General features: G+C 68.8%; 20 protein-coding genes. 14 read left to right on the top strand and 6 right to left on the bottom strand.

All coding sequences use genetic code 11. The annotated features are described in order from the left end of the window. The first annotated feature begins 11 nt into the window (after window positions 1–11). On the top strand, window positions 12–1,283 hold the full coding sequence (locus tag AD72_RS04350) for an MFS transporter (protein WP_037344785.1): 1,272 nt from the start codon (window positions 12–14) through the stop codon (window positions 1,281–1,283). Here the strand turns inward: AD72_RS04350 and AD72_RS04345 are convergent. Beyond that, window positions 1,258–2,073 carry an SDR family oxidoreductase gene (locus tag AD72_RS04345; protein ID WP_031465073.1) on the bottom strand — a complete coding sequence of 272 codons (816 nt, stop codon included), beginning with the start codon at window positions 2,071–2,073 and terminating at the stop codon, window positions 1,258–1,260. The genes AD72_RS04350 and AD72_RS04345 overlap by 26 nt on opposite strands. A 33-nt stretch (window positions 2,074–2,106) precedes the next feature. Further along, on the bottom strand, window positions 2,107–2,556 hold the full coding sequence (locus AD72_RS04340) for a MarR family winged helix-turn-helix transcriptional regulator (protein ID WP_051897896.1): 450 nt from the start codon (window positions 2,554–2,556) through the stop codon (window positions 2,107–2,109). A gap of 125 nt (window positions 2,557–2,681) precedes the next feature. On the opposite strand from AD72_RS04340, the gene AD72_RS04335 reads away from it, so the two are divergent. The 6 genes from AD72_RS04335 (at window position 2,682) to AD72_RS04310 (ending at window position 14,874) form a co-directional block, all read left to right on the top strand. Next, window positions 2,682–4,166: a sulfatase family protein gene (locus AD72_RS04335; protein WP_031465071.1), complete on the top strand. Its 1,485-nt coding sequence runs from the start codon at window positions 2,682–2,684 to the stop codon at window positions 4,164–4,166. 83 nt (window positions 4,167–4,249) lie between these two features. Further along, window positions 4,250–4,678, top strand: a complete 429-nt coding sequence (locus AD72_RS04330; RefSeq protein WP_051897893.1) for a YbaB/EbfC family nucleoid-associated protein — start codon at window positions 4,250–4,252, stop codon at window positions 4,676–4,678. Between the two features lies 1 nt (window position 4,679). After that, on the top strand, window positions 4,680–5,006 hold the full coding sequence (locus tag AD72_RS04325) for a hypothetical protein (protein ID WP_031465069.1): 327 nt from the start codon (window positions 4,680–4,682) through the stop codon (window positions 5,004–5,006). A 17-nt stretch (window positions 5,007–5,023) separates the two neighbouring features. Then, window positions 5,024–5,929, top strand: a complete 906-nt coding sequence (locus tag AD72_RS04320) for a hypothetical protein (protein WP_031465068.1) — start codon at window positions 5,024–5,026, stop codon at window positions 5,927–5,929. 106 nt (window positions 5,930–6,035) lie between these two features. Further along, window positions 6,036–9,146 (top strand): AfsR/SARP family transcriptional regulator, encoded by a 3,111-nt coding sequence (locus AD72_RS04315; RefSeq protein WP_037344782.1) that lies wholly within the window; start codon window positions 6,036–6,038, stop codon window positions 9,144–9,146. Between the two features lie 253 nt (window positions 9,147–9,399). Continuing rightward, complete coding sequence (locus AD72_RS04310; RefSeq protein ID WP_031465066.1) at window positions 9,400–14,874, top strand: ATP-binding protein; 5,475 nt, start codon at window positions 9,400–9,402, stop codon at window positions 14,872–14,874. Between the two features lie 5 nt (window positions 14,875–14,879). On the opposite strand, the gene AD72_RS04305 is transcribed toward AD72_RS04310, so the two are convergent. Further along, complete coding sequence (locus tag AD72_RS04305; RefSeq protein WP_031465065.1) at window positions 14,880–15,473, bottom strand: TetR/AcrR family transcriptional regulator; 594 nt, start codon at window positions 15,471–15,473, stop codon at window positions 14,880–14,882. Next, the gene (locus AD72_RS04300; RefSeq protein WP_031465064.1) at window positions 15,460–16,323 is read right to left on the bottom strand and encodes an alpha/beta fold hydrolase; all 864 of its coding nucleotides are present in this window, start codon (window positions 16,321–16,323) and stop codon (window positions 15,460–15,462) included. The genes AD72_RS04305 and AD72_RS04300 overlap by 14 nt, the downstream gene beginning before the upstream one ends. A 103-nt stretch (window positions 16,324–16,426) precedes the next feature. Here AD72_RS04300 and AD72_RS04295 point away from each other — a divergent pair, with 103 nt between their 5' ends. The 4 genes from AD72_RS04295 (at window position 16,427) to AD72_RS04280 (ending at window position 19,178) form a co-directional block, all read left to right on the top strand. Beyond that, on the top strand, window positions 16,427–16,996 hold the full coding sequence (locus AD72_RS04295) for a TetR/AcrR family transcriptional regulator (RefSeq protein ID WP_031465063.1): 570 nt from the start codon (window positions 16,427–16,429) through the stop codon (window positions 16,994–16,996). Window positions 16,997–17,252: 256 nt separating this feature from the next. Further along, on the top strand, window positions 17,253–17,858 hold the full coding sequence (locus AD72_RS37490; RefSeq protein WP_343123696.1) for a DUF222 domain-containing protein: 606 nt from the start codon (window positions 17,253–17,255) through the stop codon (window positions 17,856–17,858). After that, a complete protein-coding gene (locus tag AD72_RS38090) occupies window positions 17,792–18,460 on the top strand; it encodes an HNH endonuclease signature motif containing protein (protein WP_343123697.1) in 669 nt (222 codons plus the stop codon). Before AD72_RS37490 ends, AD72_RS38090 begins: the two co-directional genes overlap by 67 nt. Before the next feature lie 238 nt (window positions 18,461–18,698). Then, entirely contained in the window at window positions 18,699–19,178 is a 480-nt protein-coding gene (locus AD72_RS04280) for a nitroreductase family deazaflavin-dependent oxidoreductase (RefSeq protein ID WP_031465061.1), read from the top strand. A gap of 74 nt (window positions 19,179–19,252) precedes the next feature. Here AD72_RS04280 and AD72_RS04275 read toward each other — a convergent pair whose 3' ends face one another. Both AD72_RS04275 and AD72_RS04270 read right to left on the bottom strand, forming a co-directional pair. Further along, window positions 19,253–20,824: a multicopper oxidase family protein gene (locus AD72_RS04275; protein ID WP_031465060.1), complete on the bottom strand. Its 1,572-nt coding sequence runs from the start codon at window positions 20,822–20,824 to the stop codon at window positions 19,253–19,255. Continuing rightward, window positions 20,821–21,237 carry a hypothetical protein gene (locus AD72_RS04270; RefSeq protein ID WP_051897886.1) on the bottom strand — a complete coding sequence of 139 codons (417 nt, stop codon included), beginning with the start codon at window positions 21,235–21,237 and terminating at the stop codon, window positions 20,821–20,823. The genes AD72_RS04275 and AD72_RS04270 overlap by 4 nt, the downstream gene beginning before the upstream one ends. 174 nt (window positions 21,238–21,411) lie before the next feature. On the opposite strand from AD72_RS04270, the gene AD72_RS04265 reads away from it, so the two are divergent. The 3 genes from AD72_RS04265 (at window position 21,412) to AD72_RS04255 (ending at window position 24,571) form a co-directional block, all read left to right on the top strand. Then, complete coding sequence (locus AD72_RS04265) at window positions 21,412–22,569, top strand: sensor histidine kinase (protein WP_051897884.1); 1,158 nt, start codon at window positions 21,412–21,414, stop codon at window positions 22,567–22,569. Next, complete coding sequence (locus AD72_RS04260) at window positions 22,566–23,225, top strand: response regulator (RefSeq protein WP_031465057.1); 660 nt, start codon at window positions 22,566–22,568, stop codon at window positions 23,223–23,225. Before AD72_RS04265 ends, AD72_RS04260 begins: the two co-directional genes overlap by 4 nt. Before the next feature lie 266 nt (window positions 23,226–23,491). After that, on the top strand, window positions 23,492–24,571 hold the full coding sequence (locus AD72_RS04255) for a hypothetical protein (RefSeq protein ID WP_031465056.1): 1,080 nt from the start codon (window positions 23,492–23,494) through the stop codon (window positions 24,569–24,571). Window positions 24,572–24,656: the final 85 nt, after the last annotated feature.

The raw sequence follows: 24,656 nt of genomic DNA, 5'->3' as shown, positions 1-24,656 counted from the left end.
AAGGTGGAGCAATGTCGCACACCGGCGAACGGGCGGCGACCGGCCCGGAAACCAGTCAACTGAACGGTTTCCTCGACCGGGTCGGAATCCCGCCGACACTGGCGCTCGGTTATCTGGCGCTCGGCCTGTTCATGATCGGCGACGGCGTCGAGCAGGGCTACCTCTCGGCGATGCTCACCGATCAGGGCTTCGGCGCCAACCGGGTCGCGCTGATGTTCACCATCTACGGTGTCACCGCGGGGATCGCGGCCTGGATGGCCGCCGCACTCTCGGATGTGTTCGGCCCGCGCAGGCTCATGCTCGTCGGCGCGGGAATCTGGGTCGCCTTCCACGTGCTGTTCGTGGTGTTCGGTGTGGACCAGCACTCGGATGTGTTGCTGCTGCTCTGTTATGGGCTGCGCGGATTCGGTTATCCGCTGTTCGCCTACGGTTTCCTGATGTGGGTGGTGCGCACCGCGCGGCCCGCGAAGCTGGGCATGGCGGTCGGCTGGTTCTGGTTCGCCTATATCGCCGGGTTCTCCACGCTGAGCCCGCTGATCGCGAAGGCCAGCATCGCGCTGATCGGGCCGCAGCACACCCTGTGGGCCGCGCTGGTGGTGATCGTGCTCGGCGCGGCGATCGGGTTCGCGGTACGCGCACCCGGCGGTGATCGCCCGGTCGACCGGCCCGAGACGAACCCGATCCGCGGCCTGGTGCAAGGGGTTTCGGTGCTCTGGCAGGAACCCAAGGTCGCCGTGGCCGGGATCGTCCGGGTGATCAACGGGGTCTCCCAGTTCGGCTTCCCGGTGTTCCTCCCGGTCTACTTCACGCACTCCCTCGGCTTCCCGCTCGGCGACTGGCTGACCATCTACGCGGTGATGTACCTCGTCAACCTCGGTTGCAATCTGCTCGCCGGGTACTGGAGCGACCGGTACGGGGTGAACACCGTACTGCGCTGGATGGGTTGTGTGGGGTGCGCGGTCACCACGGTCGCCTTCTACTACGTGCCGACCGCGACGCACAGCTTCTGGCTCTCGCTGATCATCGGCAGCCTGTTCTGCGCCTGCCTCGCCGGATTCGCCCCGATGTCCGCGCTCATGCCGAAGCTCGCGCCGAAACGCACCGGTGCCGCGATGGCCGGGCTGAACCTCGGTGCCGGCCTGGGCACCGCTGCCGGACCGGCGCTCGTCGGACTGTGCCTGACCCCGCTCGGCGTGGAGGGCGTGATGTGGGTGTTCGGCGCCTGCTACCTGATCGGCGCCGCACTGACGGTGTTCCTCAAGCCCCGGAAGCAGCCCGGGTGACCAGTTCGTGCAGCGCGGACTGGGCACCGCCGAGCGACCAGCCGCCGTCCACCGGGAGCACGGTACCGGTGACGTAGGCGGCGAGCGGGGAAGCCAGCAGCAGGCAGCCGTTCGCGATGTCCGCGCCCGCGCCGAGGCGGCCCATCGGCACCGAACCGCGCACCAGCTCCTGTGCCTGCTCGGTGGGCGCCAGCCGGTCCATGCCGCCGGTGTCCTCGATCGCGCCGGGCACCACCGCGTTCACCCGGATGCCCGCGCCGCCCCATTCCAGGGCGAGGGTGCGCACCAGCATCTCCACTCCGGCCTTCGCGGCGCACACGTGCGACTGCGCGAGCATCGGCAGGAAGGCCTGCGGGGCGGACACCGCGAGCACCGAGGCGCCCGGGGTGCGCAGCAGCGGGTGCGCCGCGCGCAACACGTGATAGGTGCCCTGCAGATCGATGTCCACCACGGATTTGAACGCGTTCGCGGACATCTGGGTGGCCAGCGCGGGAAAGTTCCCCGCGGCCCCGCACACCAGCACGTCGATCGGGCCGTGCTGGGCATGGGCCTGTTCCAGAACCCCGGCGGTGGCCTCGTAATCGCGCACATCCGCGGGCAGGCCGAACACTTCACCGCCGTGCCCGCGCAACCGCTGCACCGCCGCATCCACCCGTTCCGGGGAGCGGCTGGACACCGTGAGCGTGGCGCCCGCGGCGGCGAACCCCTCCGCGATGCCGAGATTGATCCCGCTCGTGCCGCCGGAAACGAACACGTGACTGCCGCTGAAATCCACCGATACCGTCGCCATGACAGCGATCATCCCCGGCGACGGCGCGCGCGGCTATTCCGGGGCACCCGCAGCGGTGACCGTGGCCAGCACCCGGTGGAACGCGTCCCGGTCGGTTTCGCTGACGTTCTCGAACAGTTCCCGGTCGAGCCGGTCGATGGCACCGACCAGGATCCCCGCTGCCGCGCGCCCCTCCTCGGTGACCGAGAGGGTGACCTGCCTGCGGTTGGCCGTGCCGCGCTGACGGCGGCAGTATCCGAGGCCCACGAGCTGATCGGCGAGCCTGCTGACCGCCTGCTTGGTCGTGTCCAATCGGCGGGCGAGTTCCCCGACCGTCCCCGATCGCCGTGCCAGCGCGATGAGCAACCAGTTCGCCACCGGCGGGACGGGGCTGAAGTCATCCGCGATGAGTGCCCTGCGCAGTGCCTCCCGATACCGCCGCAGCACCATGACGAGCTGTTCGGGCGCGGTGTTCGACGGGATTTCCTCGACTGCTTCGTTCACCTGGCCATGCTAACGGAGTCGACAAGAAGGTCGTACCCAGAGACAGTCTCATTTGTTGACGGTTATCCGGAGTCGCGGGTACCGTCGATCCGGCGAGGCGTCCCACACCGAGAGGATGCGGCCCGATGTCCAGAATCCGTACCGCAGTGGCCTTGTGCGGGATCGCGGTCCTGCTCGCGGTCGCCGGGTGCTCCGGAACCCCGATCGCGAACACCGCCGAGACCGGTTCCGCGCCCCCGAACATCGTTTTCGTGCTGACCGACGACTTGTCCATGAACCTGTTGCCCTATATGCCGCACGTGCAGCAGATGCAGCGAGAGGGCATGTCGTTCTCGAACTACTCGGTGACCGATTCGCTGTGCTGCCCTTCCCGGTCCTCGATCTTCACCGGGAAGTTCCCGCACGACACCGGGGTGTTCACGAATTCCGCGCCGGACGGCGGTTATCCCGTGTTCCGGCAGCGCGGCAACGAGAACCGGACCTTCGCCACGGCACTGCAGGACAAGGGCTACCGGACCGCGATGATGGGCAAGTACATGAACGAGTACCCGGTGCCGAAGAAGGCCAGCGGCGAGGCTCCTCCGGTGCCGCCCGGCTGGGACGAATGGGATGTCGCCGGGAACGGGTATCCGGAGTTCGGCTACACCATGAACGAGAACGGCAAGCTGGTGCACTACGGGAAGAAACCGAAGGACTACCTCACCGATGTGGTCTCCCGTAAGGCGAACTCCTTCGCGAAGTCCGCGGCACAGGACGGGCAGCCGTTCATGCTGGAGACCGCGACCTTCGCCCCGCACGGCCCGTACACCCCGGCGCCACGGGACAAGGACAAGTTCCCCGGACTGCGGGCACCACGCGGACCCGCGTTCGACCAGCTGCCCGCCGATGCCCCACCCTGGCTGGCGAACCGGGAACCCCTTCCCCAGCAACGGATCCAGAAGATCGACAAGGACTTCCGCAAGCGGGCGCAGTCGGTGCAGGCCGTGGACGCGATGATCGGCAGACTGCAGGACACCCTGCGGGCCACCGGGCAGGACAAGAACACCTACTTCGTGTTCAGTTCCGACAACGGTTTCCACATGGGCGAGTACCGGCTCGCCTCCGGCAAGCAGACCGCGTTCGACACCGATGTGCGGGTACCGCTCGTGGTCACCGGTCCCGGAGTACCCGCGGGCCGCGGCAATCCCGCCACCGCCTCCAATATCGACCTCGCCCCCACCTTCGAATCCCTCGGCGGCGCGACTCCCGCACCGGATGCGGACGGCCGCAGCCTCGTCCCGCTGCTGCACGGGCAGAATCCGCCCGGCCAGCCGGACACCGCACTCGTCGAGCACCACGGACCGGACACCGACCCGAAGGATCCCGACTATCCGGCCAAGGGCAGCGGCAATCCGCCGAGTTACGCCGCCATGCGCACCGCAGCGTTCACCTACACCGAATACGACAACGGCGCCAAGGAGTACTACGACCGCCGGCGCGATCCCGGCCAGTTGCACAACACCTACGACGCACTGCCCGCCGAGACCCGAGATCGGCTGCACCGGCAGCTGACCGCGCTGCGTCAGTGCCACGGCACGCAGAGCTGCACAGCGGCGGCCCGAACGGGCTGATACTCCCCGGGAAGCGCGTGCGAAGCCGTTCGGAAGTCCCGCGGCCGAGACTGGCCGGGTAAGGGGCGACCAGGAGGACGGCGATGACAGACGACGAGGCCGCGCGGATGGATGCCGCGTGGCAGAAGCTCGCACAGGTCCGTGAGAACGCGCAGGCCACCAAGGACGTACTGAGCAAGGAGCTGCCCGCGATCTCGGTCGAGGGCGATTCCCCGGACGGCGCGGTGCACCTCGCGGTGAACGTCGACGGGGTGCTGACCGAGCTGCGGCTCGGCGAACAGGTCAGGAAAATGACACCGGACCGGATCGCCGAGGCGGTACTGCGGACCTACGCCGAGGCACAGCGCACCGCGGCACAGCAGGCCGCCGAACTGCTGCGCCCGTTCGGCGGCAACACCTATCTGCAGGACCGGTTCGCCTGGCGGCAGGAATTCGCACCGTACGCGGAACCCGAGCCCGAACCGGCGGACCTGGATGCGCTGCCCCTGACCGTACTGCGCAGGGAGTGGTGAGATGAGCAACGGATTCCACGCCGACGTCGAGGATCTGCGCCATGCGGGCAAGAGCGACCTGCCCAAGGCGCTCGACGACCTGGAGGAAGCGCGACGGCAGCTGATCAAGGCCACCGAGGAGGAGAACGCGGCGTTCCGTTCGCACAACCCGGACCTGTGTGCCCGCGCCATGACCGGATGGCAGCTCACCACGGAGGCGCTGATCAAGCTGCTGCACGACGATCACGAGAACCTCGACCTCGGCAGGGAGGCGATCCTGGAGGTCGCCAAGCGGTATGCCGCCGCCGAACGCGATTCGGCCGAAGCACTGCACAAGCACCAGCGATGACGCGGAGGTAGACAATCATGGGCGTACTCGTTCCGATCGGCGCCTCCTGGCCGGCAGAAGTCGAGGCCTGGGCCGATGAGTGGCGCAGAACCGCGCACGAAGTGGTCACTTCCGAGCTGGTCCCGGTCGGCCAGCTTTCCCTGCCCGACCGGCTGCACCGGTCGATCATGCGGTTCGCGGTACCCGAGGACTTCGAGGCCAGCGCGACCATGGCGGAGTTCGTGCACCGGGCCAGGCTCGCGGTCGCCAGGCATCGGGAAAGCGGGCTGGACGATACGGTCGAGACCCTCGCCGCCTGGCAGGGTGACGCGGCGACGGGATTCCGGCGCTATCTGGAAACGATGCGCGATGCGGTCCACCTGATGGAACTACTGCTGACCGATCAGCAGACGATCCTGGAAAACTACAACAAGCTGCTCAAGGCGATGAAGCAGGACTTTCACACCGCCATGGACACGGCCGCGACCGGGCTGGACAAAGCCGAGCTCACCGAGCAGTCCACCAAGCTGCAGATCGTCACCGCGATACTGACCCCGACGAATTCCGCCGTGAGCGCCGCGGTCACCCTGTTCTCCGTGGAGCTGAGCACGGCTCTGCAATGGCGCGGCGTCAAGGGAAAACACGAGGTGCTGGAGTCGTTCGCCGAAGCTCTCGACGATCTCCACAACAAGACCACCGCGGAAATGGACCGCATCGCCCGGGCTTTCAGGATCACCGAGCAGAACATTCTCGCCAACGACGCGACGCTGCGTCCGCCCCGCCCCACACTGGTGACCGACAAACGGTTCGATCCGGACGATTTCTCCTCCCGATCCCCCGGCGCCGAACGGGTGGAACACCGAGCTTCGCACAAGGACCTCGTCGCGGAGCCGAAGAATCCGCAAGGTTCGGACCAGGAATCCGCGAACGGTATCCATACCTGAGAAATCGGGACTTTCCTCGCATTCCTGACGACCTCGGTTCGACGGAACCGCACGGCGCGGTGCCACGTCCAAGGCCGGGTCGTTCCGGAACACGAATCGAGGTCCCATGTTCGCCGCCGAACCTCCGCGCTATCGGCTGCTCGGCCCCGTCGGCGCGGACGGCCCGGCGGGCCCGATTCGGCTCGGCGGACCGAAACAGCGCTCGGTGCTCGCGGCGCTGCTGTTGCGCGCGAACCAGGTCGTACCCGAAACACAGCTGTTCGACCTGGTCTGGGGCGAGCAACCGCCGCCGAGCATCCGCGGCAGGCTGCAGGTGTACATCTCGGAACTGCGCAAGAGCCTCGGCAAAGAGGTGATCGGCAGGGAACCGGCCGGGTATCGCATCGCGGTACGGACCGGGGAACTCGACCTGCACCGCTTCGACCGATTGGCGGACCAGGCAAAGGTCCATCAGGCGGCGGGCGAGCACACCGCGGCGGCCGAATGCCTGCGCAGGGCGCTGGCACTGTGGGACGGCGAAGCACTCGGCGGTACCACCGACACCCTCTCCGGTGCCGAACTACCCGCGCTCGAACAGCGACGGCTGGTCGCCCTCGAGGAGTGTTTCGAGGCCGAGCTCGCCGCCGGGAACCACGCGGCGATACTCGGCGAACTACGCACGGCGACCGGTCGTCATCCGTTCCGGGAGCGGCTGCGCGGACTGCTCATGCGGGCCCTGTGGCGCAACGGGCAAGCCACCGCGGCACTGGCCGTGTACCGGGAGACCCGCGACCGCCTGCGCGCCGAACTCGGCATCGAGCCCGGAGCGGAACTGCGCGCGATACAGGCGAGTGTCCTCGGCGGCGAACCGGAGAACCCGGGCACCCCGCCGATCCATCCCATCCGCCCCGCCGAACTGCCCGCGCGGGTGCGCGGGTTCACCGGGCGGACCGAACAACTCGCCGTCCTGGATGCCCAGCTCGCCGAGGACGGCACCGGACTGTGGGTGCTCAGCGGGACCGGCGGGATCGGCAAGACCGCGCTCGCCGTGCACTGGGCGCATTCGGTGCGCGGCAGGTTTCCGGATGGGCAGCTCTATCTCGACCTGCGCGGCTACGACGCCGAACACGAACCGCTCACCCCGGTCGTGGCGATGGCGCAGCTGCTGCGGGGACTCGGGGTCGATCCGCGAGCGATTCCCGCGAACCTCGACGATCAGGTCCGGCTGTACCGCTCCACCATCGCGGACCGCGAAATGTTCGTGCTGCTCGACAATGCGCGCGACACCGCCCAGGTACTCCCGCTGCTTCCGCCTTCCGGGGCCGCCGTGGTGACCAGCCGCAACCGCCTCGGTGAACTGGTGGCCCGCGCCGGGGCCCGCACCATCGCGCTCGGCCCACTGTCCGAAGTGGAGTCACACGGACTGTTGCGCCGAGTACTCGGCGCCGAAGCGGTGGCCGAGGAACCGGACGCGGCGCGCGAACTCACCCGGCTCTGCGACGGTCTCCCGCTCGCGATGCGAATCGCGGCGGCCAAGGCACTCGCACAACCGCGCGGCACACTCGGGGATGTCGCGGCCGAACTGTCCACAACGGACCCGATCGGCGGTCTCGTACTGGACGGCGCCGAGGAAAGTCCGGTGGCGGCCACGTTCGCGCTCTCGTATCTCGCGCTCGAACCGTCGTCCCGGCGGCTATTCCGGCTGCTCGGCCTGATCCCCGGCGAGGACTGCACTCCGGAAGCGACCGCCGCGCTCGCCGGGATCCCGGTGGCCGAGGCGAATCGCCTGCTCGACCGGCTCGCCGCGGCGCACCTGCTCGAATCCCACAGCAGGGGCCGGTACCGCATGCACGACCTCGTCCGCTCCTATGCTGCCTGCCGGGCGCACACCGAGGAGGACGAGCTCGGGCGGGCCCGGGCGCGCGAGCGGCTCGGCCGGTTCTATCTGACGACCGCCGAAGCGGCGTGGCCGGTGGACCGCGCGGGCGCGGTCCGGCTGCCGGTCGACAGCCCGAAGGCGAGCGAGTACGCGATGTCCTTTGTGGACAGTACGGCCGCGCGGGCGTGGCTGAGCACCGAGCTCGGCAACCTCATCGCCGTCGCCACGACGGGTCCGTACGAGATCGCGTGGAATCTCGCCGAGGTGATCAGCGGTTACGTCTCCACGAACGGTCATCAGGCGCAGTGGCTCGGGGCCGCTCCCGCCATCCTGGAACGGGCACAGCGCAGCGGGGCGCACTCGGTCGCCGCGTTCCTGCGGCTGCGGTTCGGCGAGGCGTATTTCCGGTCCGGGGAGCACGAACACGGCATCCACCACCTGCGCGCGGCCGTCACCGCCGGACGCGCGCAGCGCTGGCGGGAATGCGAGGCTGCCGCACAGATCAACCTCGGCAACGCGCTCGAATGGACCGGCAGGCTCATCGAGGCGGTCGAGCACACCGTCGGCGCGGTGGAGCTGAACCGCGAGGTGAGCAATCCGGCCGGGCACAGCGCGGCACTGAGTTCGCTCGGTTCGCTGTACCACAACCTCGGCAGGCTGCACGAAGCCGAGCGAAGCCACCGCACGGGACTGGAGATAGCCGCCGAACACCGGCTCGTCTTCTGGGAAGCGGCGAATCACAACGAGCTCGGCCTCGCGCTGCACGCGCTCGGCGAGTCCGGCCGGGCGGTCGAACACGTCCAACTGGCGGGCGAACTGCTCGCCGGGCTCGGCGCCAAGCTCGGTGGCGTGCACGTCCTGCTCACGCTCAGCAGGATCCACACCGAGACCGGTGCGTTCGAACCGGCCCGCGCCGAAGCGGAACGCGCCTGGGAACTCGCCGCCGCGGAGGACGACAGACTCATGCACGCCACGGCACTCATCGCACTCGGCAGGGCGGAAACCGGTCTCGGCAGGTTCGCCCTCGCCGAATCGCGACTGCGTCAGGCGCGCCGGATCAGCGATGCCGCCGGATTCGGCTACCTCGGTGCGAGCGCACGACTCTGGCTCGCGGAGACGGCACTGGCCACGGCCGAACCCGGCAGCGCGGCGGACCTCGCCGGGCAGGCGGCGGAATGGGCCGGGGAACACGGCTACCGCGTGCTGTGCGCCGAGGCGGACGGCACCCTCGCCGCCGCGCTCACCAAGCTCGGTGAACCCGGCGCCGCGGCCACCGCTCGCGATCGGGCGAGCACCTTCTGGCACGAATCCGGGCACATCCCCGGCAGCAACCGGCTCCAACGGCTGCTCGCCGCGTGATTCCGGGAACACTGGCCGCCCCCGACAAATCCTCAGGGCGGACGCGTTCGAGTCCGGGCACTGTGGTAGACCTTCCCGCGATGTGGCCTGGACCGTCTTTTTGGCGGGTTCCCACAACGGCACGGCCTCGGCATGCGTCGAGCCGGACATGGTGTACCGCCCGGTAACGGGGCAGGCTTGGGATCGAGGTACAGGCGAGGATCCGAGACCCGGACCTCGCCTGCTACGTGTGTCGTTTCGGGAGGATCAGCCGGTGTTCAAGCGTGTCGCAATCGTCAACCGTGGGGAAGCCGCGATGCGGCTCATCCACGCCGTCCGGGATCTCCGTGCGGAAACCGGGACGCGGATCGAGACGGTCGCGCTCTACACCGACGCGGACCGTTCGGCGACCTTCGTGCGGGAGGCGGATCTGGCCTACTCGCTCGGCCCGGCTTCGGCGCGGCCGTACCTCGACCACGCGGTACTCAAGCAAGCGCTGGTGGACACCGGGGCGGACGCGGCCTGGGTCGGCTGGGGTTTCGTCGCCGAGGACCCGGCCTTCGCCGATGTCTGCGAGGAAATCGGGGTCACGTTCATCGGGCCGAGCGCCGAGGCGATGCGCAAACTCGGCGACAAGATCGGCGCCAAGCTGATCGCCGAGGAGGTCGGTGTCCCGGTCGCCCCGTGGAGCCGCGGTGAGGTCGCCAGCCTGGAGGAGGCGGTGCAGGCCGGGGACCGGATCGGCTACCCGCTGATGCTCAAGGCGAGCGCGGGCGGCGGCGGGCGCGGGATCCGCAAGGTCACCAGTGCCGAGGACCTCGCCGATGCCTATGAGCGCACCAGCTCCGAAGCGCTGCGCGCCTTCGGTTCCGGGGTGGTGTTCCTCGAACGGCTGGTCACCGGGGCCCGGCACGTGGAGGTCCAGGTCATCGCGGACGGTCAGGGCACCGCCATGGCGCTCGGCGTGCGGGACTGCTCGGTGCAGCGGCGCAACCAGAAGATCATCGAGGAGTCCGCCTCCCCGGTGCTCGGCGAGGAACAGACCGCCGAGCTGAAGTCCTCGGCCGAGCGGCTCGCCGTCGCGGTCGGGTACCGGGGCGCGGCCACCGTGGAGTTCCTGTACCACCCCGGGGAGAAGCTGTTCGCCTTCCTCGAGGTGAACACCCGCCTGCAGGTCGAGCACCCGATCACCGAGCTCACCACGAGCACCGATCTGGTCAAGCTGCAGCTGCACGTGGCCTCCGGGGGCAAGCTCTCCGGTCCGCATCCGCCCGAGAACGGGCACGCGATCGAGGCGCGGCTCAATGCCGAGGACCCGGACCGGGACTTCGCGCCCGCCCCCGGCCGGATCGCGAAGCTGACGCTGCCCGCGGGCCCGGGGATCCGGGTGGACACCGGGGTTTCCGAGGGCGACACCATTCCCGCCGACTTCGACTCGATGATCGCGAAGATCATCGCCTTCGGCCGGGACCGGGACGAGGCACTGGCCAGGCTGCGCCGCGCGATGGCCGAGACCACGGTGATCATCGACGGCGGCGCCACCAACAAGAGCTTCGTGCTCGACCTGCTCGACGCACCGGAGGTGATCGACGCCAGCGCGGACACCGGCTGGATCGACCGGGTGCGCGCCGAGGGCCGCCTGGTCAGTCAGCGGCATTCGGCGATCGCGCTGACCGCGGCCGCCATCGAGGCCTACCTCGACGAGGAGACCGTTGCCCGCCAGCAGCTGCTGTCCACCGCGTTCGGCGGGCGCCCGCAGGTGCGCAGGGAAAGCGGCCGCCCGCTGGACTTCAAGCTCCGCGGCGTCGGTTACCGGGTGACCGTGGTCCGGGTCGGTCAGAAGCGATTCCGGATCGGCATCTCCGCCGGTGGGCAGGTGCACCACGCCGATGCCGAGCTGGAGCGCTTCGACGCGCACAGCGGCCAGATCACGGTCAACGGTCACCAGTTCCGGCTGGTCACCGGCACGCACGGGCCGATCCACCTGGTCGAGGTGGACGGGGTCACGCACCGGGTCAGCCGCGATGAGGGCGGCGTGGTCCGCTCGCCCGCTCCCGCGCTCGTGGTCGCCACCCCGCTCGCGGTCGGCGATGAGGTCGAGGCCGGGGCACCGGTGCTGGTGCTGGAGAGCATGAAGATGGAAACGGTGCTGCGCGCGCCGTTCCACGCCAAGGTCTCCGAACTCCCGGTCTCGGTCGGCAGCCAGATCGAGACGGGCGCCCCGCTGCTGCGCCTGGAACCGCTCGCCGAGAACGAGGACGAGCAGGATTCCGGAGACGCCGCCGAGGCCGAGATCGACCTGCCCGCCGAACCGGCGACGGTGTCCACCGAACAGCGCGTGCAGCGCGGCCTGCAGGACCTGCGCAGCCTGCTGCTCGGTTTCGACCTGGACCCGCACGATGAGCGCCGGGTGCTCGACGATTACCTGGACGCGCGCAAGACGGCCATCGCCGAGGGCAGGCGCCCGCTCGCCGAGGAACTCGGGCTCATCGACGTGTTCGCCGATCTCGCCGAGCTGAGCCGCAACCGGCCGAGCGGGGAGGACGGCGCGGAAAGCCATGTGCACAGCGCGCGGGAGAACTTCCACACCTATCTGCAGAGCCTGGATGTGGAACGGGCCGGACTGCCGGAGGCGTTCCAGGCGAAGCTGGCCAAGGCACTGAGCCGGTACGGGGTCACTGAGCTCGAGCACACCCCCGAGCTCGAGGCCGCGGTGTTCCGGATCTTCCTCACCCAGCAGCGCTCCACGGCGGACGCGGGCGCGGTCGCCGCCCTGCTGCGCGCCTGGCTGCAGGAGCCGCCGCCGGACGAGTCGCTGCGCGAACCGGCTGGCCTGGCGCTCGAACGACTGGTCTCGGCCACCCAGGCCCGGTTCCCCGCGGTCTCCGATCTCGCGCGCGGCCTGGTGTTCGCCTGGTTCGGCCAGCCGCTGCTGCGCCGCATCCGGGCCCGGGTCTACGCCGATGTCCGCAGGCACCTGCGCCACCTGGACGCGAACCCGGAGGCACCCGATCGCGCCGAGCGCATCGCCGAGATGGTGCGCAGCACCGAACCGCTCGTGCGGCTGCTCGGCCAGCGCCTGGTGCGCAGGGACGCCGCCCACTTGGACAACACGGTCATGCTGGAGGTGCTGACCCGGCGCTACTACGGCAACAAGGGGCTCACGAACCTCCAGGTCAGCCAGAACGCCGGGGCAACCTTCGTGGCCGCCGAGTACCCGGGCGCGCGGGTGGTTTCCTCCGCGGTGAGCTTCGACGGGCTCGGGGACGCGCTGCGCGGGCTCGCGGAGCTGGCCGGGACCGGTGCGGCCATCGACGCGGACATCTACCTGTCCTGGGAGAACCAGCCGCAGGATTCGGATGCCGCGGTCGCCGCACTGCACGAGGTCATCGGCGCGCATCCGCTTCCGGACCGGGTCCGCAGGCTCACCACCACGGTCGCGGGCAGCGGCGGAGCGGTGATGCACCACCACTTCACCTTCCGCCCGTCCACCACCGGGATGAGCGAGGAGCGGCTGATCCGAGGGCTGCACCCGTACATCGCGCAGCGGATGCAGCTGGAGCGGCTGAGCAAGTTCGATCTCACCCGGCTGCCCTCCTCGGACGAGGAGGTGTACCTGTTCCAGTGCGTGGCGCGAGAGAACCCGGCCGATGACCGGCTGGTCGCCTTCGCCCAGGTGCGGGATCTGACCGAACTGCGCGAGCAGGACGGCAGGCTGATCGCACTGCCCACCGCCGAGGACACCATCGACGCCTGCCTGGACTCGATCCGCCGCGCGCAGTCCCGGCGGGGCGACCCGAAGAAACGCTTCAACACCAACCGGATCGTGGTCTACGTGTGGCCGCCGAGCGATATCACCCGGGCGGAACTGGAGCGGATCACCGAACGCGTGCTGCCCACGACCGCGGGCGCCGGGCTCGAGGAGATCCTGTTCATCGCGCGGCAGCGGGACGCCGGAACCGGGGAGCTGACCAAGATCGCGGTGCGCGTGCGGTTCGACGCGACCGGCCGCGCCGAACTCGATGTCGGTGCGCCCTCGAACGATCCGGTCGAACCGCTGGACGACTACCGGCAGAAGGTGCTGCGCGCCAGCAGCCGCAACACCGTCTACCCCTACGAGCTCACCGGGCTGCTCGGCGAGTTCACCGAGCACGACCTGGACGAGAACGGCGCGCTGGTCCCGGTCGACCGGCCGCGCGGGCGGAACTCGGCCGCGATCGTCGCCGGGATCGTGTCCACGGCGACCGAACGCCATCCCGAAGGGGTGCGGCGGGTGATCCTGCTCGGCGATCCCACCAAGTCACTCGGCGCGCTCTCCGAACCCGAGTGCTCCCGGGTCATCGCCGCGCTCGATCTCGCCGAGCGGTTGCAGCTGCCGCTGGAGTGGTACGCGCTCTCCGCGGGGGCCCGGATCTCCATGTCCTCGGGCACCGAGAACATGGACTGGGTCGCCGCCGCGCTCAAGCGGATCGTGGAGTTCACCCAGTCCGGCGGCGAGATCAACATCGTGGTCGCCGGCATCAACGTGGGCGCCCAGCCGTACTGGAACGCCGAGGCCACGATGCTCATGCACACCAAGGGAATCCTGGTGATGACCCCGGATTCGGCGATGGTGCTCACCGGTAAGGAATCGCTGGACTTCTCCGGTGGGGTCTCGGCCGAGGACAACTTCGGCATCGGCGGCTACGACCGGGTGATGGGCCCGAACGGGCAGGCGCAGTACTGGGCGCCGAACCTCGCCGCCGCGCGGGACGTGCTGCTGAGCCACTACGACCACACGTATGTCTGTCCCGGGGAGGACGGGCCGCGCCGCGCGGGCAGCACGGATCCGGTGGACCGGGATGTGTCCGATTACCCGCACGCGGTCGTGGGCAGCGAGTTCACCTCGGTGGGCCAGATCTTCTCCGCCGAGCACAATCCGGACCGCAAGAAGCCGTTCGACATCCGCACCGTGATGCGCGCGCTTTCCGACCAGGACCACCCGGTGCTGGAACGCTGGGCGGGCATGGCGGACGCGGACACCGCGGCCGTGCAGGATGTGCACCTCGGCGGGCGGCCGGTGTGCCTGCTCGGGATCGAATCCCGCGCGGTGCCCCGGCGCGGGTTCCCGCCGACCGACGGTCCGGACACCTACACCGCGGGCACCCTGTTCCCGCGGTCCTCCAAGAAGGCGGCGCGCGCGATCAACGGGGCCTCGGGCAACCGGCCGCTCGTGGTGCTGGCGAACCTGTCCGGTTTCGACGGTTCCCCCGAGTCGATGCGCAAACTGCAGCTGGAGTACGGCGCCGAGATCGGCCGCGCGATCGTGAACTTCTCCGGGCCGATCGTGTTCTGCGTGATCTCCCGTTATCACGGCGGCGCCTTCGTGGTGTTCTCCAAAGCGCTGAACCCGAACATGACGGTGCTCGCGCTGGAGGGCTCGTTCGCCTCGGTGCTCGGCGGTGCCCCCGCGGCGGCCGTGGTGTTCTCCGGCGAGGTCAACAAGCGCATCGCGAACGACCCGCGGGTCACCGAACTGCAGGCGCGGATCGGTGCGGCGGGCGGCGCCGAACGGGCCACGCTCAACTCGCAGCTGGCCGAGGTGCAGGCGAACGTGCGGGCGGAGAAACTCGGTGAGGTCGCCGCGGAATTCGACCGGGTGCACAGCATCCAGCGCGCGGTCGATGTCGGTTCGGTCGACGCGATCGTCAGCGTGGCGCAGCTGCGGCCGCGCATCATCGAGGCGATCGAGCAGGGACTGCGGCGCTAGAGAGTTCAGGACTGGAGCAGGCCGGAGACGAGCAGCAGCAGTGACTGCTCGGCATCGGCTCGGGCCTGCTCCGGGTCCTCGGCGTTGGCGATGATCAGGCTCACCTCGATGATCGCGCTGAGCAGCAGTTGCGCGAGCGCGGGAATCGGTGCGGGGCGCAGGATTCCCGCTTCGGCCGCGCCGCGCAGCGCCTCGGTGATCAGCCCCAGCCCGTGTTCGGTCTCCAGTTCCCGCCACGCTTTCCAACCGAGCACCGCGGGCGCGTCGGTGAGCGTGATCTGGATGACCTCCGGGCGCTGACAGCTGTCCAGATAGCAGCGCAGCGCGGCGACCATGCCCTGCCACAGTTCCGGTTGCCCCTGGATCGCCTCGGCGACGTCCGCGGTGATCTCCTGCTCGATCTGTTCCAGCACAGCGAGGAAAAGTCCCCGCTTGTCGCCGAAATGATGGTGCAACGCCCCTCGGCTCAGCCCGGTGGCCATGACCAGTTGTTCGGCGGACACCTGGGCATAGCCGTGCGCACCGAACAGTTCGCGAGCGGTCGCGATCAGCGCGGTCTTCGTCTCGCGGGAGCGGTCGACTTGGCTACGACGGGGCATGCTGGCCGGCGAACTCCAGAATCAGCTCGGCCAGACGCTGCGGCTGGTCAATGGGACTGAACGTGTACGAATCCGCGATGAATCGCAGGCTCGCGTTCGGCAGGTCACCGGCGAGCCGGTGCGCGAGGCTGCTCGGGAAGAATCGGTCCGCACCCGACCAGGCTAGCAGCACCGGCTTGGTGAACCGGGGAAACTCGCTCGCCGCCGCCAGCGTGTACCGGCGGTGCACGCCCGCGTTGAACCGCCGCAGATCCCGGCGCACCGCCGCATTGTTCCGCGCGGGAGCCAGGAACGACTCGCGCACATCCAGCGGAACACCTCGCTTGCTCAACATGCCGTAGGCCAGCGGATGCAGCGCGGAGAACCGCAACAGCTCGGTCAGCACCCGCATCGATCCGGGAATCCGCGCGAACAGCGTGAGCAGTTTCAGCGATCCCGGGAAGAACTGCTCATAGCAGTCCGCGGAGGTCAGCACCACCCGGCCGATGCGCTCCGGATGGCGGGTGAACAGCAGCTGGGTGAGCGCGCCGCCGGTGTCGTTCCCGACCACGGTGACATCCTCGAGATCCAGTTCGGCGAGGAACCCCGCGATCAGATCGGCGACCGCGGACGGGGCGAGATCCTGGCCGAGTGCCGGGATCTCCTGCGAACCGAGCGGCCAGTCCGGGGCCAGGCAACGGTACCCGGCCGCGCTGAGCTGCGGGACGAGCTCATGCCACAGATCCGCATTCGCGAACACCCCATGCACGAACACCATCGGCGGCCCGCTGCCGGTGTCGTGATAGCGGATCCGGGTACCGCCCACGGTGACCTCGTGTGCCGGGCCGAGTGCCTCGGTGTGCTGCGCCATGGCGACCTCCTGGGTGCGGTTGCCATAAACATACATGCGGTATGTATGTTGAGCAAGGGCTAGGATTGGGCGGACAACCAAGGTGATCGCCCAGGAGGAACCCGTGTCCGATACGGCGACCGGACGCGGCCGCGCGACCCGCGAACGGCTGCTGGCCGCCGCCGTCGAGCTGGTCGGCGAGCTCGGTTGGAGTGGCGTGACGACACGTCTTGTCGCCGAGCGCGCCGGAGTCAATCCCGGCCTGGTGCACTACCACTTCTCCTCGGTCGCCGAACTGCTCAGCCAGGCCTGCGGTGGTTATGTACGGCGATTGCTCGACGAGACCACGGCCGCGCTCACCGCGCACGACGACATCGAGACCGGGATGCACTGGCTGCTCGACGAGCTGTCCCGGTACAGCGGTCACCATTCCGCCTCGCTCCCACTGGTCGAGGCGTTCCTCGCGGCGGGGCGCGATCCGGGGCTGCGCACCGAGCTGGCGGCCGTCCTCGCCGATTTCCGCGGCCAGGTCGCCGAGTGGCTGTGCGCGCACGGGAAACACCATCAGGCCGAGCCCATCGCGGCACTACTGGGGGCCGCGCTGGACGGACTGGCCCTGCACGGTTCGGTCGACCCCGATTTCGACATCCGGAGCGTCGCCGGGCCACTGTGCCAGCTGATGACCGAGGATTAGCGTCACGGTCCGGACCGGACTCTGTAGATAGTTCACTCCATAACCACGTTCCCGGACAGCACAACCAGGCAAGCGTGGGATCCGCGCAGTCATTCTGCAGCCTGCTTCGCCGACCTCGAACAATGGCGCGCTCTCTCCATCCAGTGCGCTCGCCTACCGCGCAGCCGCTGCGCTCAATGCCGCCATCGCTTGGGCTCGATATTTCTCGGACAAGCCGTAGTCGCTCAGCAAAGCCAATTATGCTAGTATAGATGTTATGAACACTGGGGAAAATGGAGTTGTACTCTCGAATCGGGAGATGCTTGCCGAACTTGGTGAGCGGTTCACGATGCTGTGGCGTACCGAAGCGGAAATCCTGGATCTTGTTGCGCTGCTTGACAAGCATGGTGCGCCGGTGGAATTCGGATATTGGGGGTCGCCCGCGCGGATGGTCGAGGACGTGGCACGGGCGGGTTTGGCTGAAGCGCGGCGGATTGCCGAGCGCGCGCGGTCTCTGTTCGGGGCGTTGGGGATCAGCGGTGAACCGTTGTCCCCGGATCTGCCGAATACCGCGGAAGCCTATGCGCGTGGGGATCTCGGCAGCGAGCATGTGGACCGGATCCGGAAGTTCGCCGCGGAGTTGCCCGCCGATGTGTTGACCGGTGAATCCTGGCCGATCGCCGAGAAGTGTTTGGCCACGGTGGCCAGTGAGACCGGGCCACGTGGATTGAATCGCCCGATCCGGGAGCTGCGCGCCCGCCTCGACCCGGATGGCCAGGAACCAATGACCACGAACCCTCGCGGCCACGCCGAGAAATCCGGCTGCAGCAGCGCAACAGTGATTGGCTCATCGAAGGCCACCTGGACCAGGAAACCGGATTGAAACTACGTAGCATCCTTGATGCGCTGGGCAAAACCCGCAGCCCGGAAGGTCCACTGCCGAGTGAACGGGACGCGGATGCGTTTGCCGAGATCGTCCAACTGGCCGCGAATCCGGAGAGTCTTCCCGAAAACGGGGGCGAACCTTTCACCATCCTGGTCACCATGACCGAAATGAGCCTGCGCGACGGCATCGGACAAGCCACCACCATGAACGGCGCCACCATCCCCGCCGCACAGTTGCGCCGCATCGCCTGTGATGCCGGAATCATCCCCACCGTGCTCGGCGGCGAGGGCGAAGTACTCGACATGGGATGCCGCGACCGCACCGCGCCACCGAAGCTTCGCCGAAGGCTCATCGCTCGCGACCAGGGCTGCGCGCATCCCGACTGCGATAAACCACCAGCTCTCACCCAGGCGCACCATATTCAGCACCACGCCAACGGCGGACTCACCACCGAAGAAAACATGGTGCTGCTCTGTGCCTACCACCACACTTTGATCCACAACGCCGAATGGGAAGTCCACATTCAGCACGGCAAACCCGAATTCACCCCACCTGGCTACCGGCAATTCGGCAGCCGAGCAGACCGCGTTCGGGGCTAGGTCTTGTCTGATGGAATGTCGGAACAAAGGCCACGACGGCGTTGCGCAGGACGACCACTCGGCAAGTGGTGGCGTGCTTGCCGAGGACGACAGAAACATCGGCGGGTCACCAGCTTCCCCGACAACCGGCCGACCGACCGTCCGAACTGGCGAAGCACCACGGGTTCGGGTACATTTGGGCATGTGCCCAAATTGGGCGATCGCCCTAAACATCGAGGCGAGGGCACCGAGGAGAGTCATGCAGGTCATCAAGAAACCAGCTCCGCCGACCGGACTCGCCCGCCTGCTGTTCCGCCTGCCGATCCGGCTCTACCGGTTGCGGCTGGGCTGGCTGCTCGGCTCGCGGATGCTGCTGCTGACACACACCGGCCGGGTGTCCGGGAAACCGCGCCAGGCGGTGATCGAGGTGGTCGGCAGGGATGAGCGCACCGGAAGCTATTTCACCTGCTCGGGATTCGGCCGGAAGTCCGCCTGGTACCGCAATGTGCTGGCCACCCCGCGGGCACGGATCCAGGTCGGCAATCGCGCCATGCCCGCCCTCGCCGAGCCGCTCGAAACCGAGGAGGGCGCGGAAGTGATGGCCGACTACGCGGCACGGCATCCGCGGGCGGCACGGCGGCTGGTGCGCTTCATGGGTTTCGCCGTCGACGGCAGCATCGAGGATTACCGCGAGGTCGGCAGGAATCTGTCCTTCGTCCGATTCACGCCCGAATCCTGAACACCGGAACCATGAGGCGAGCGATGAAGCCGTCATCTGCGGCGCCTCGCTCGCCGGGAGGACCGGAACCACGCTCAACGTACCGCGATGGTAGCCATCATCGACATGTCCTCGTGCTCGAGATTGTGGCAGTGCATGACATAGCGACCCGGATAGTCGGTGAACCGGGCGATCACCGCGGCCTGTTCGGCGGGGCGCAGATCCACGGTGTCCTTCCAGCCTGCGTCGTACGGCTCTGGCGCGCGCCCGTTGCGGGACAGTACCTGGAATTGCACGAGATGAACGTGCACGGAGTGGTGGAAATCGGTGGTGAACCGCCAGATCTCGGTGGCGTCGAGTCCCACGGTCGCCACCGGCCGCACCGGATCGAAGGGCAGGCCGTTGATGGTCCACCCGGCGGAACCGCTGTCCTGAAAGAGAAAATCTCTCGTCGCCGTCGCCTCGTGCGCGGGAATCGGACCGAACCCGGCGAGCCGTTCCGGGATCGCGGTGTCATCGGATTCCCGGTGGGTGACCCGGAATCGCAGCACGACGGCGGTGCTGCCGTCACCCAGTTCGTTGCGCACGGTGATTTCCTGGCCGACCCGGTACCGCCCGAAGTCGATCACCACGTCGAACCGTTCGGCGGGCGCGATGTCCAGCCGCTCGTGGTGCACCGGCCGCTCGAGCAGCCCACCGTCCGAACCGATCTGGGTCAGCGCACCGGGCGGATCCAGGGTGAGCCGATACCGGCGCGCGTTGGAGGCGTTGAGGATCCGGAACCGGTACCGGCTCGCGGAAACCTCGGCGACCGGCCACGGCGCACCGTTGACCAGGATCACGTCGCCCAGTACCCCGGCCATGTATTCGCCGGGCACTCCGGGGGTTCGCAACAGGCTGGGATCCAGTGCGGGATAACGGAAGGAACCGTCGGCGGCGAACGAGCGGTCGGTGATCATCAGGGGAATGTCCTTGTCCCCCTTGGGTAACGGCAGCGCGTCCTCCTCCCGGTCCCGGATCAGGTGGAAACCGGCGAGACCGCGCCACACATCCGGAGCGGTGAATCCCATCCGGTGGTCGTGGTACCACAGCGTGGCCGCGCGCTGGTGCATCGGGAAGACGTAGTCCCGGCTGCCGATCGTGGTCCGCGCCTGCGGATCCGGGCCCATGCCGGGCATATCGGCCATCCTCGGCATCCGCTGCGCGATATCGGGCGGGCTCCCCTGCGGGAACACCAGATCGGTGGGGAACCCGTCGGATTCCGGTGGCGTGTGCCCGCCGTGCAGATGGGTCACGGTGGGCACCGGAAGGGCGTTGGTCTGCCGGACGACGGTGGTTCTGTCCCGTGTGGACACGATCGTCGGTCCGGGGAAAATCCCGTTGTAGCCCCAGATCTCGGTGCGCAGCCCGGGCAGTATCTCCCGGTGCGCGGCGCGCTGGGTGATCTCGTAGTAGTCCGCGCCGGGATAGCGCGGATGCGTTCCCGGGCGCAGTACCGGCGGCACCGGGAGCCGCACACCGAACGGCGCGGGCAACCGCACCCGGCTCGGCAGCAGCCGCCCGATCTCCACTTCCCCGGCCATCGAGGGAATCGTGATCCCGGCGGCGCCGATCGCCACCGCACCACCGAGCAGTCCGAACATTTTCCTGCGGGACACCGTGTTCATGCCTGCTCCGGTTCCGCGCGCCAGGACGGGCATTCCGCGGGCCGCTTGGTGTACACCAGCCAGGTCAGCCGGCAGGTCAGGACGAGGATCGCCACCCCGAGCGGGATGTGCACCCCTGCGGCACGGGTGTAGCCGAGGACCGTCTGCCCGAGTACGAGCACGGTCAGCGCCACGGCGGCGAACGCCAGCCATCCGGGGCTGCCCGCAATCCGCCAGGCCAGCACGGTGATCGGGATCAGTAGCACCGATCCGAGGAGCACCACCCGCGCCACGACCTCGTGCATGCCGAGCATCGGGTAGTCCCCGGCAAGAAACCGGCCGGCGAGCACCGGTTCGAGGATCACCGCGAGTGCCAGCACGGTGAGCACGATCCGGGCCAGTGTCCACGGCCAGAAACGGCTGCGCTGCGCCATTCCATCTCCATAAGTTGATCTTGGTGAGTCATCGCCGAGTGTTCCCCGGCGCACCCGGTTCGCGCATCGTCCGGCCGCGGACACTTCGGCGTACCGCGCTCGCGGTAGCCGGGCGGGAAGCGGATACCGCGGCCGGACGATGACCGGTGCCGTGCGGGGACATACCGTTGTGCCGTGACCGCGACTCCGATGCCGTTCCCCAGATCGCGCACCGAGGTGGCGCTGATGCTGGTGGTGGTGACCGCCATCGAACTGCAGATCATCGCCGCGCCCAATACCGGAACACCGGATGCGCTCGCCTGCGGCATCGGGGCGCTCCCCGGCCTGCTGCTGCCGCTGCGCCACCGGGCACCGCTCGGTGTGCTGTTCGGCTCGCTCGGGCTGATGATCGTCTTCTACGCGACCGCGAGCACCGATCTCTCCCCCGTGGTGCCGCTCGCCGTTCCGCTGTACTCCGCGGCACGCGCCGGGCACCTGCGGGCCGCGGGCGCCTGCGCGGGCCTGGCCGTGCTCGGCACGGCGCTGTATCCGGTCGTCAAGGCGGGCACCCCGGTGGCGCATGCGCTCGGTACCGCACTGCCCCAGGCCGGATTGCTCGCCGCGCTCGTGCTGCTCGGTGAGACCGTGCGCAACCGGCACACCAGCGCCCGGCTCATCGCCAGGGAACGGGAGCGGGAGGCCGCCGCGCGGATGGCCGGGGAACGGGAACGCATCGCGCGGGAACTGCACGATGTGCTCGCGCACACCCTGGCCGGGGCCGCCGTACAGGCTTCGGTCGCCGCGGACACGCTCGAGGACGATCCACACACCTGCCGTACCGCGCTGACCGCCGTCCGCACCGCCTACCGGGACGCGCGGGCGGAACTGGCCGCCACCATCGGACTGTTGCGCACCGGCGAGGACCGGGACCCCGCGCCCGCGCCCAGGCTCGGCGAACTGACGGAACTGCTGGACACCGCGCGCGGCACCGGACTGCTGGTGCGCACCGAGGTGACCGGGATCCCGCGCCCGCTGCCCGCCGCCGTCGAGGTCACCGGGTACCGGATCGTGCAGGAATCGCTGACCAACGTGATCCGGCACGCCGAGGCGGGTTCGGTGCGCATCGCACTCGGCTACCGGCGCACGGCGCTCACCGTCTCGGTCACCGACGACGGTCGCGGCACCGCGGAATCCGCCCCGGAGCAGGGATACGGCCAGCTCGGCATGCGCGAACGGGTCACGGCCATCGGCGGGGAACTGCGCACCGGGGCGCTGCCCGGAGGCGGGTACCGGGTGCACGCGGAACTCCCCTGCGCCCCCGATGAACCGCGCGGAACGGACCGCGCCGCATGACCGTCCGGGTACTGATCGCCGACGACCAGGCCATCGTGCGCACCGGGCTGCGGGTGCTCGTGGACCGCGATCCGGAGCTGACCGTGGCAGGCGAGGCCGCAACCGGGGAGGAGGCCGTGCGGACCGCGCGCACCGAGTGCCCCGATGTGCTGCTGATGGACATCCGGATGCCCGGCAAGGACGGCATCACGGCCACCAGGGAACTGCTCGCCGCCCCGGAAACGGCCGCGGTCCGGATCATCGTGCTGACCACCTTCGACACCGAGGAGAACATCTTCGCCGCACTCGATGCCGGGGCGAGCGGTTTCCTGCTCAAGGACACCGATCCGGCCGAACTGCGGAACGCGATCCACGTGGTCGCCGCGGGCGAGGCCCTGCTCGCCCCCACGGTCACCCGCACCCTCATCGACGCCTACACCAGCCGCCGCACGCCCCGGCTCACCGGGCACACCGGACACGGGCTCACCGAACGGGAGGGCGATGTGGTGCGCCTGGTGGCCGCGGGACTGAGCAATGCCGAGATCGCCGGTGCACTGTCGATCAGCCCGACGACCGCGAAGACCCACGTCAATCGGTCCATGGCGAAACTGGGCGCGCACGACCGCGCCCAGCTGGTGATCTCGGCCTACCGGACGGGGCTCGCCGATCCGCCGTGAGCATCCGCGCGCGCCGAATGGGGTAGGCCGAATGCCGCAGTGGGCGCGGCCGTTCGCGGCGCCGCACACGCCCGTTCGCCGCAGCGCAGGGCCGGTTGCACGTCTGTTCCGGTGATCGACGGCGGAATGTCCCGAACGGCTCGCGGGCTACTTTCGGTGAACAGGTACCCACCCAGCGCCGGGTGTTCCGCGCGGACTTCCTCCCGCAGAGTCTGCTCGGAAACCTGGTGACGCCCGGTCACCGGGGCGGAGTGTGGAGGACGAGTATGCGAGCTGGTGTGCGAGTGGGTACCGCCGTGGCCATCGCCTCGATCGCGATCGCCGGATCGATCGGCACCGCGGGCGCGGCCACCGGAGGCGACGCTCCCGGGCTGAAAGCCGCGGTGGACAAACTGAAACAGGACGTCACCCGCTTGGAAAAAGGCTTGCAGGCCAAGGGGATTCGCACCGAGACCGGGAACAGCCTGCTGGACACCGGGTCCGGAAGCCGCGCGGGCTGCACTCCCGGCGCGCTGCTCGGCTGGGCGGACCAGCTCAAGAAGGCCATGTCCGAGACCGAGCAACAGGGTTCGGACCTGCTCGGCAGCCTCGCTTTCGACTACGCGGGAAGCGTGGCCGAACAAGGGCCGGACCAGAAGTTCGGCACCGACGGGCAGTACACCGGGCAGAGCACCAAGACCATGGACAAACTCCGCTCGTTCTGGGACATCCAGAGCAAGGACATCCAGCTGGTTCCCGCGCACGGCACCGATCTGGCCGATTCCGCCAAGGTGACGAAACTGTTCTCGCTCGTGGACGGCGCGGAACAGGCCAAGACCGATGCCGCGGACGTGCGGTCGGTGCTCACCAAGATCCCGGAACTGAAGAACGGCCGTAATCCGGTGCTCACCTTCAACGCCTATTCCGCACCCGGCCCGGACAAGCGCATCGAACTCGGCGACGGAATCCTGGACGCCGCGGCCAAATTCGGTTTCGGCTCGATCGGTGTTCCCGTCGTACTCGCGCACGAATACGGTCACCAGAATCAGTTCGCGAACAATTACGCTGCGAGCGGTCCCGCACTGGAAATGGGCGCGGACGCGTTCTCCGGGTATTTCGTGACACACCCGAACGGCATGGGATTCGACAGCGCGACCCAGGGCAAGGCGAACGAACTCAGCTCCTCCATCGGCGACTGCCAGGACGATCACGGCAGCCCGCAGCAGCGTTCGGCGGCGACCCAGTGGGGCGAGAAGCAGTACGCGGACCAGCAGGATCCGAAGGCGATCCGCCCGAGTGCGGAGTTCATCACCGCGTGGCAGAAGGAATTCCCGGTGCTGCATCCGGACGGCGCGCGCAAGTCCTGACCCGCCCGGACCAGCGCAATACCCGAGCCCCGGCGAGCGGCATGACATCCTGGAGCCTGGACACGATTCGGCTACGGGAGGAGTC

Origin of the sequence: Sciscionella sediminilitoris (genome assembly GCF_000737195.2) — a bacterium.
In the GTDB taxonomy this organism is placed as follows: Bacteria; Actinomycetota; Actinomycetes; order Mycobacteriales; family Pseudonocardiaceae; genus Sciscionella; species Sciscionella sediminilitoris.
Note: the sequence above shows the minus strand (reverse complement) of the source record. Positions and strands in the feature narration are given on the sequence as shown.

Coding starts and splice junctions, on each gene's coding strand:
- AD72_RS04270 (WP_051897886.1), bottom strand. CDS start 21,237: ATGGCGCAGCGCAGCCGTTTCTGGCCGTGGACACTGGCCCGGATCGTG.
- AD72_RS04260 (WP_031465057.1), top strand. CDS start 22,566: ATGACCGTCCGGGTACTGATCGCCGACGACCAGGCCATCGTGCGCACC.
- AD72_RS04255 (WP_031465056.1), top strand. CDS start 23,492: ATGCGAGCTGGTGTGCGAGTGGGTACCGCCGTGGCCATCGCCTCGATC.
- AD72_RS04345 (WP_031465073.1), bottom strand. CDS start 2,073: ATGGCGACGGTATCGGTGGATTTCAGCGGCAGTCACGTGTTCGTTTCC.
- AD72_RS04275 (WP_031465060.1), bottom strand. CDS start 20,824: ATGAACACGGTGTCCCGCAGGAAAATGTTCGGACTGCTCGGTGGTGCG.
- AD72_RS04280 (WP_031465061.1), top strand. CDS start 18,699: ATGCAGGTCATCAAGAAACCAGCTCCGCCGACCGGACTCGCCCGCCTG.
- AD72_RS04320 (WP_031465068.1), top strand. CDS start 5,024: ATGGGCGTACTCGTTCCGATCGGCGCCTCCTGGCCGGCAGAAGTCGAG.
- AD72_RS04335 (WP_031465071.1), top strand. CDS start 2,682: ATGTCCAGAATCCGTACCGCAGTGGCCTTGTGCGGGATCGCGGTCCTG.
- AD72_RS04305 (WP_031465065.1), bottom strand. CDS start 15,473: ATGCCCCGTCGTAGCCAAGTCGACCGCTCCCGCGAGACGAAGACCGCG.
- AD72_RS04300 (WP_031465064.1), bottom strand. CDS start 16,323: ATGGCGCAGCACACCGAGGCACTCGGCCCGGCACACGAGGTCACCGTG.
- AD72_RS04325 (WP_031465069.1), top strand. CDS start 4,680: ATGAGCAACGGATTCCACGCCGACGTCGAGGATCTGCGCCATGCGGGC.
- AD72_RS37490 (WP_343123696.1), top strand. CDS start 17,253: ATGAACACTGGGGAAAATGGAGTTGTACTCTCGAATCGGGAGATGCTT.
- AD72_RS04350 (WP_037344785.1), top strand. CDS start 12: ATGTCGCACACCGGCGAACGGGCGGCGACCGGCCCGGAAACCAGTCAA.
- AD72_RS04315 (WP_037344782.1), top strand. CDS start 6,036: ATGTTCGCCGCCGAACCTCCGCGCTATCGGCTGCTCGGCCCCGTCGGC.
- AD72_RS04330 (WP_051897893.1), top strand. CDS start 4,250: ATGACAGACGACGAGGCCGCGCGGATGGATGCCGCGTGGCAGAAGCTC.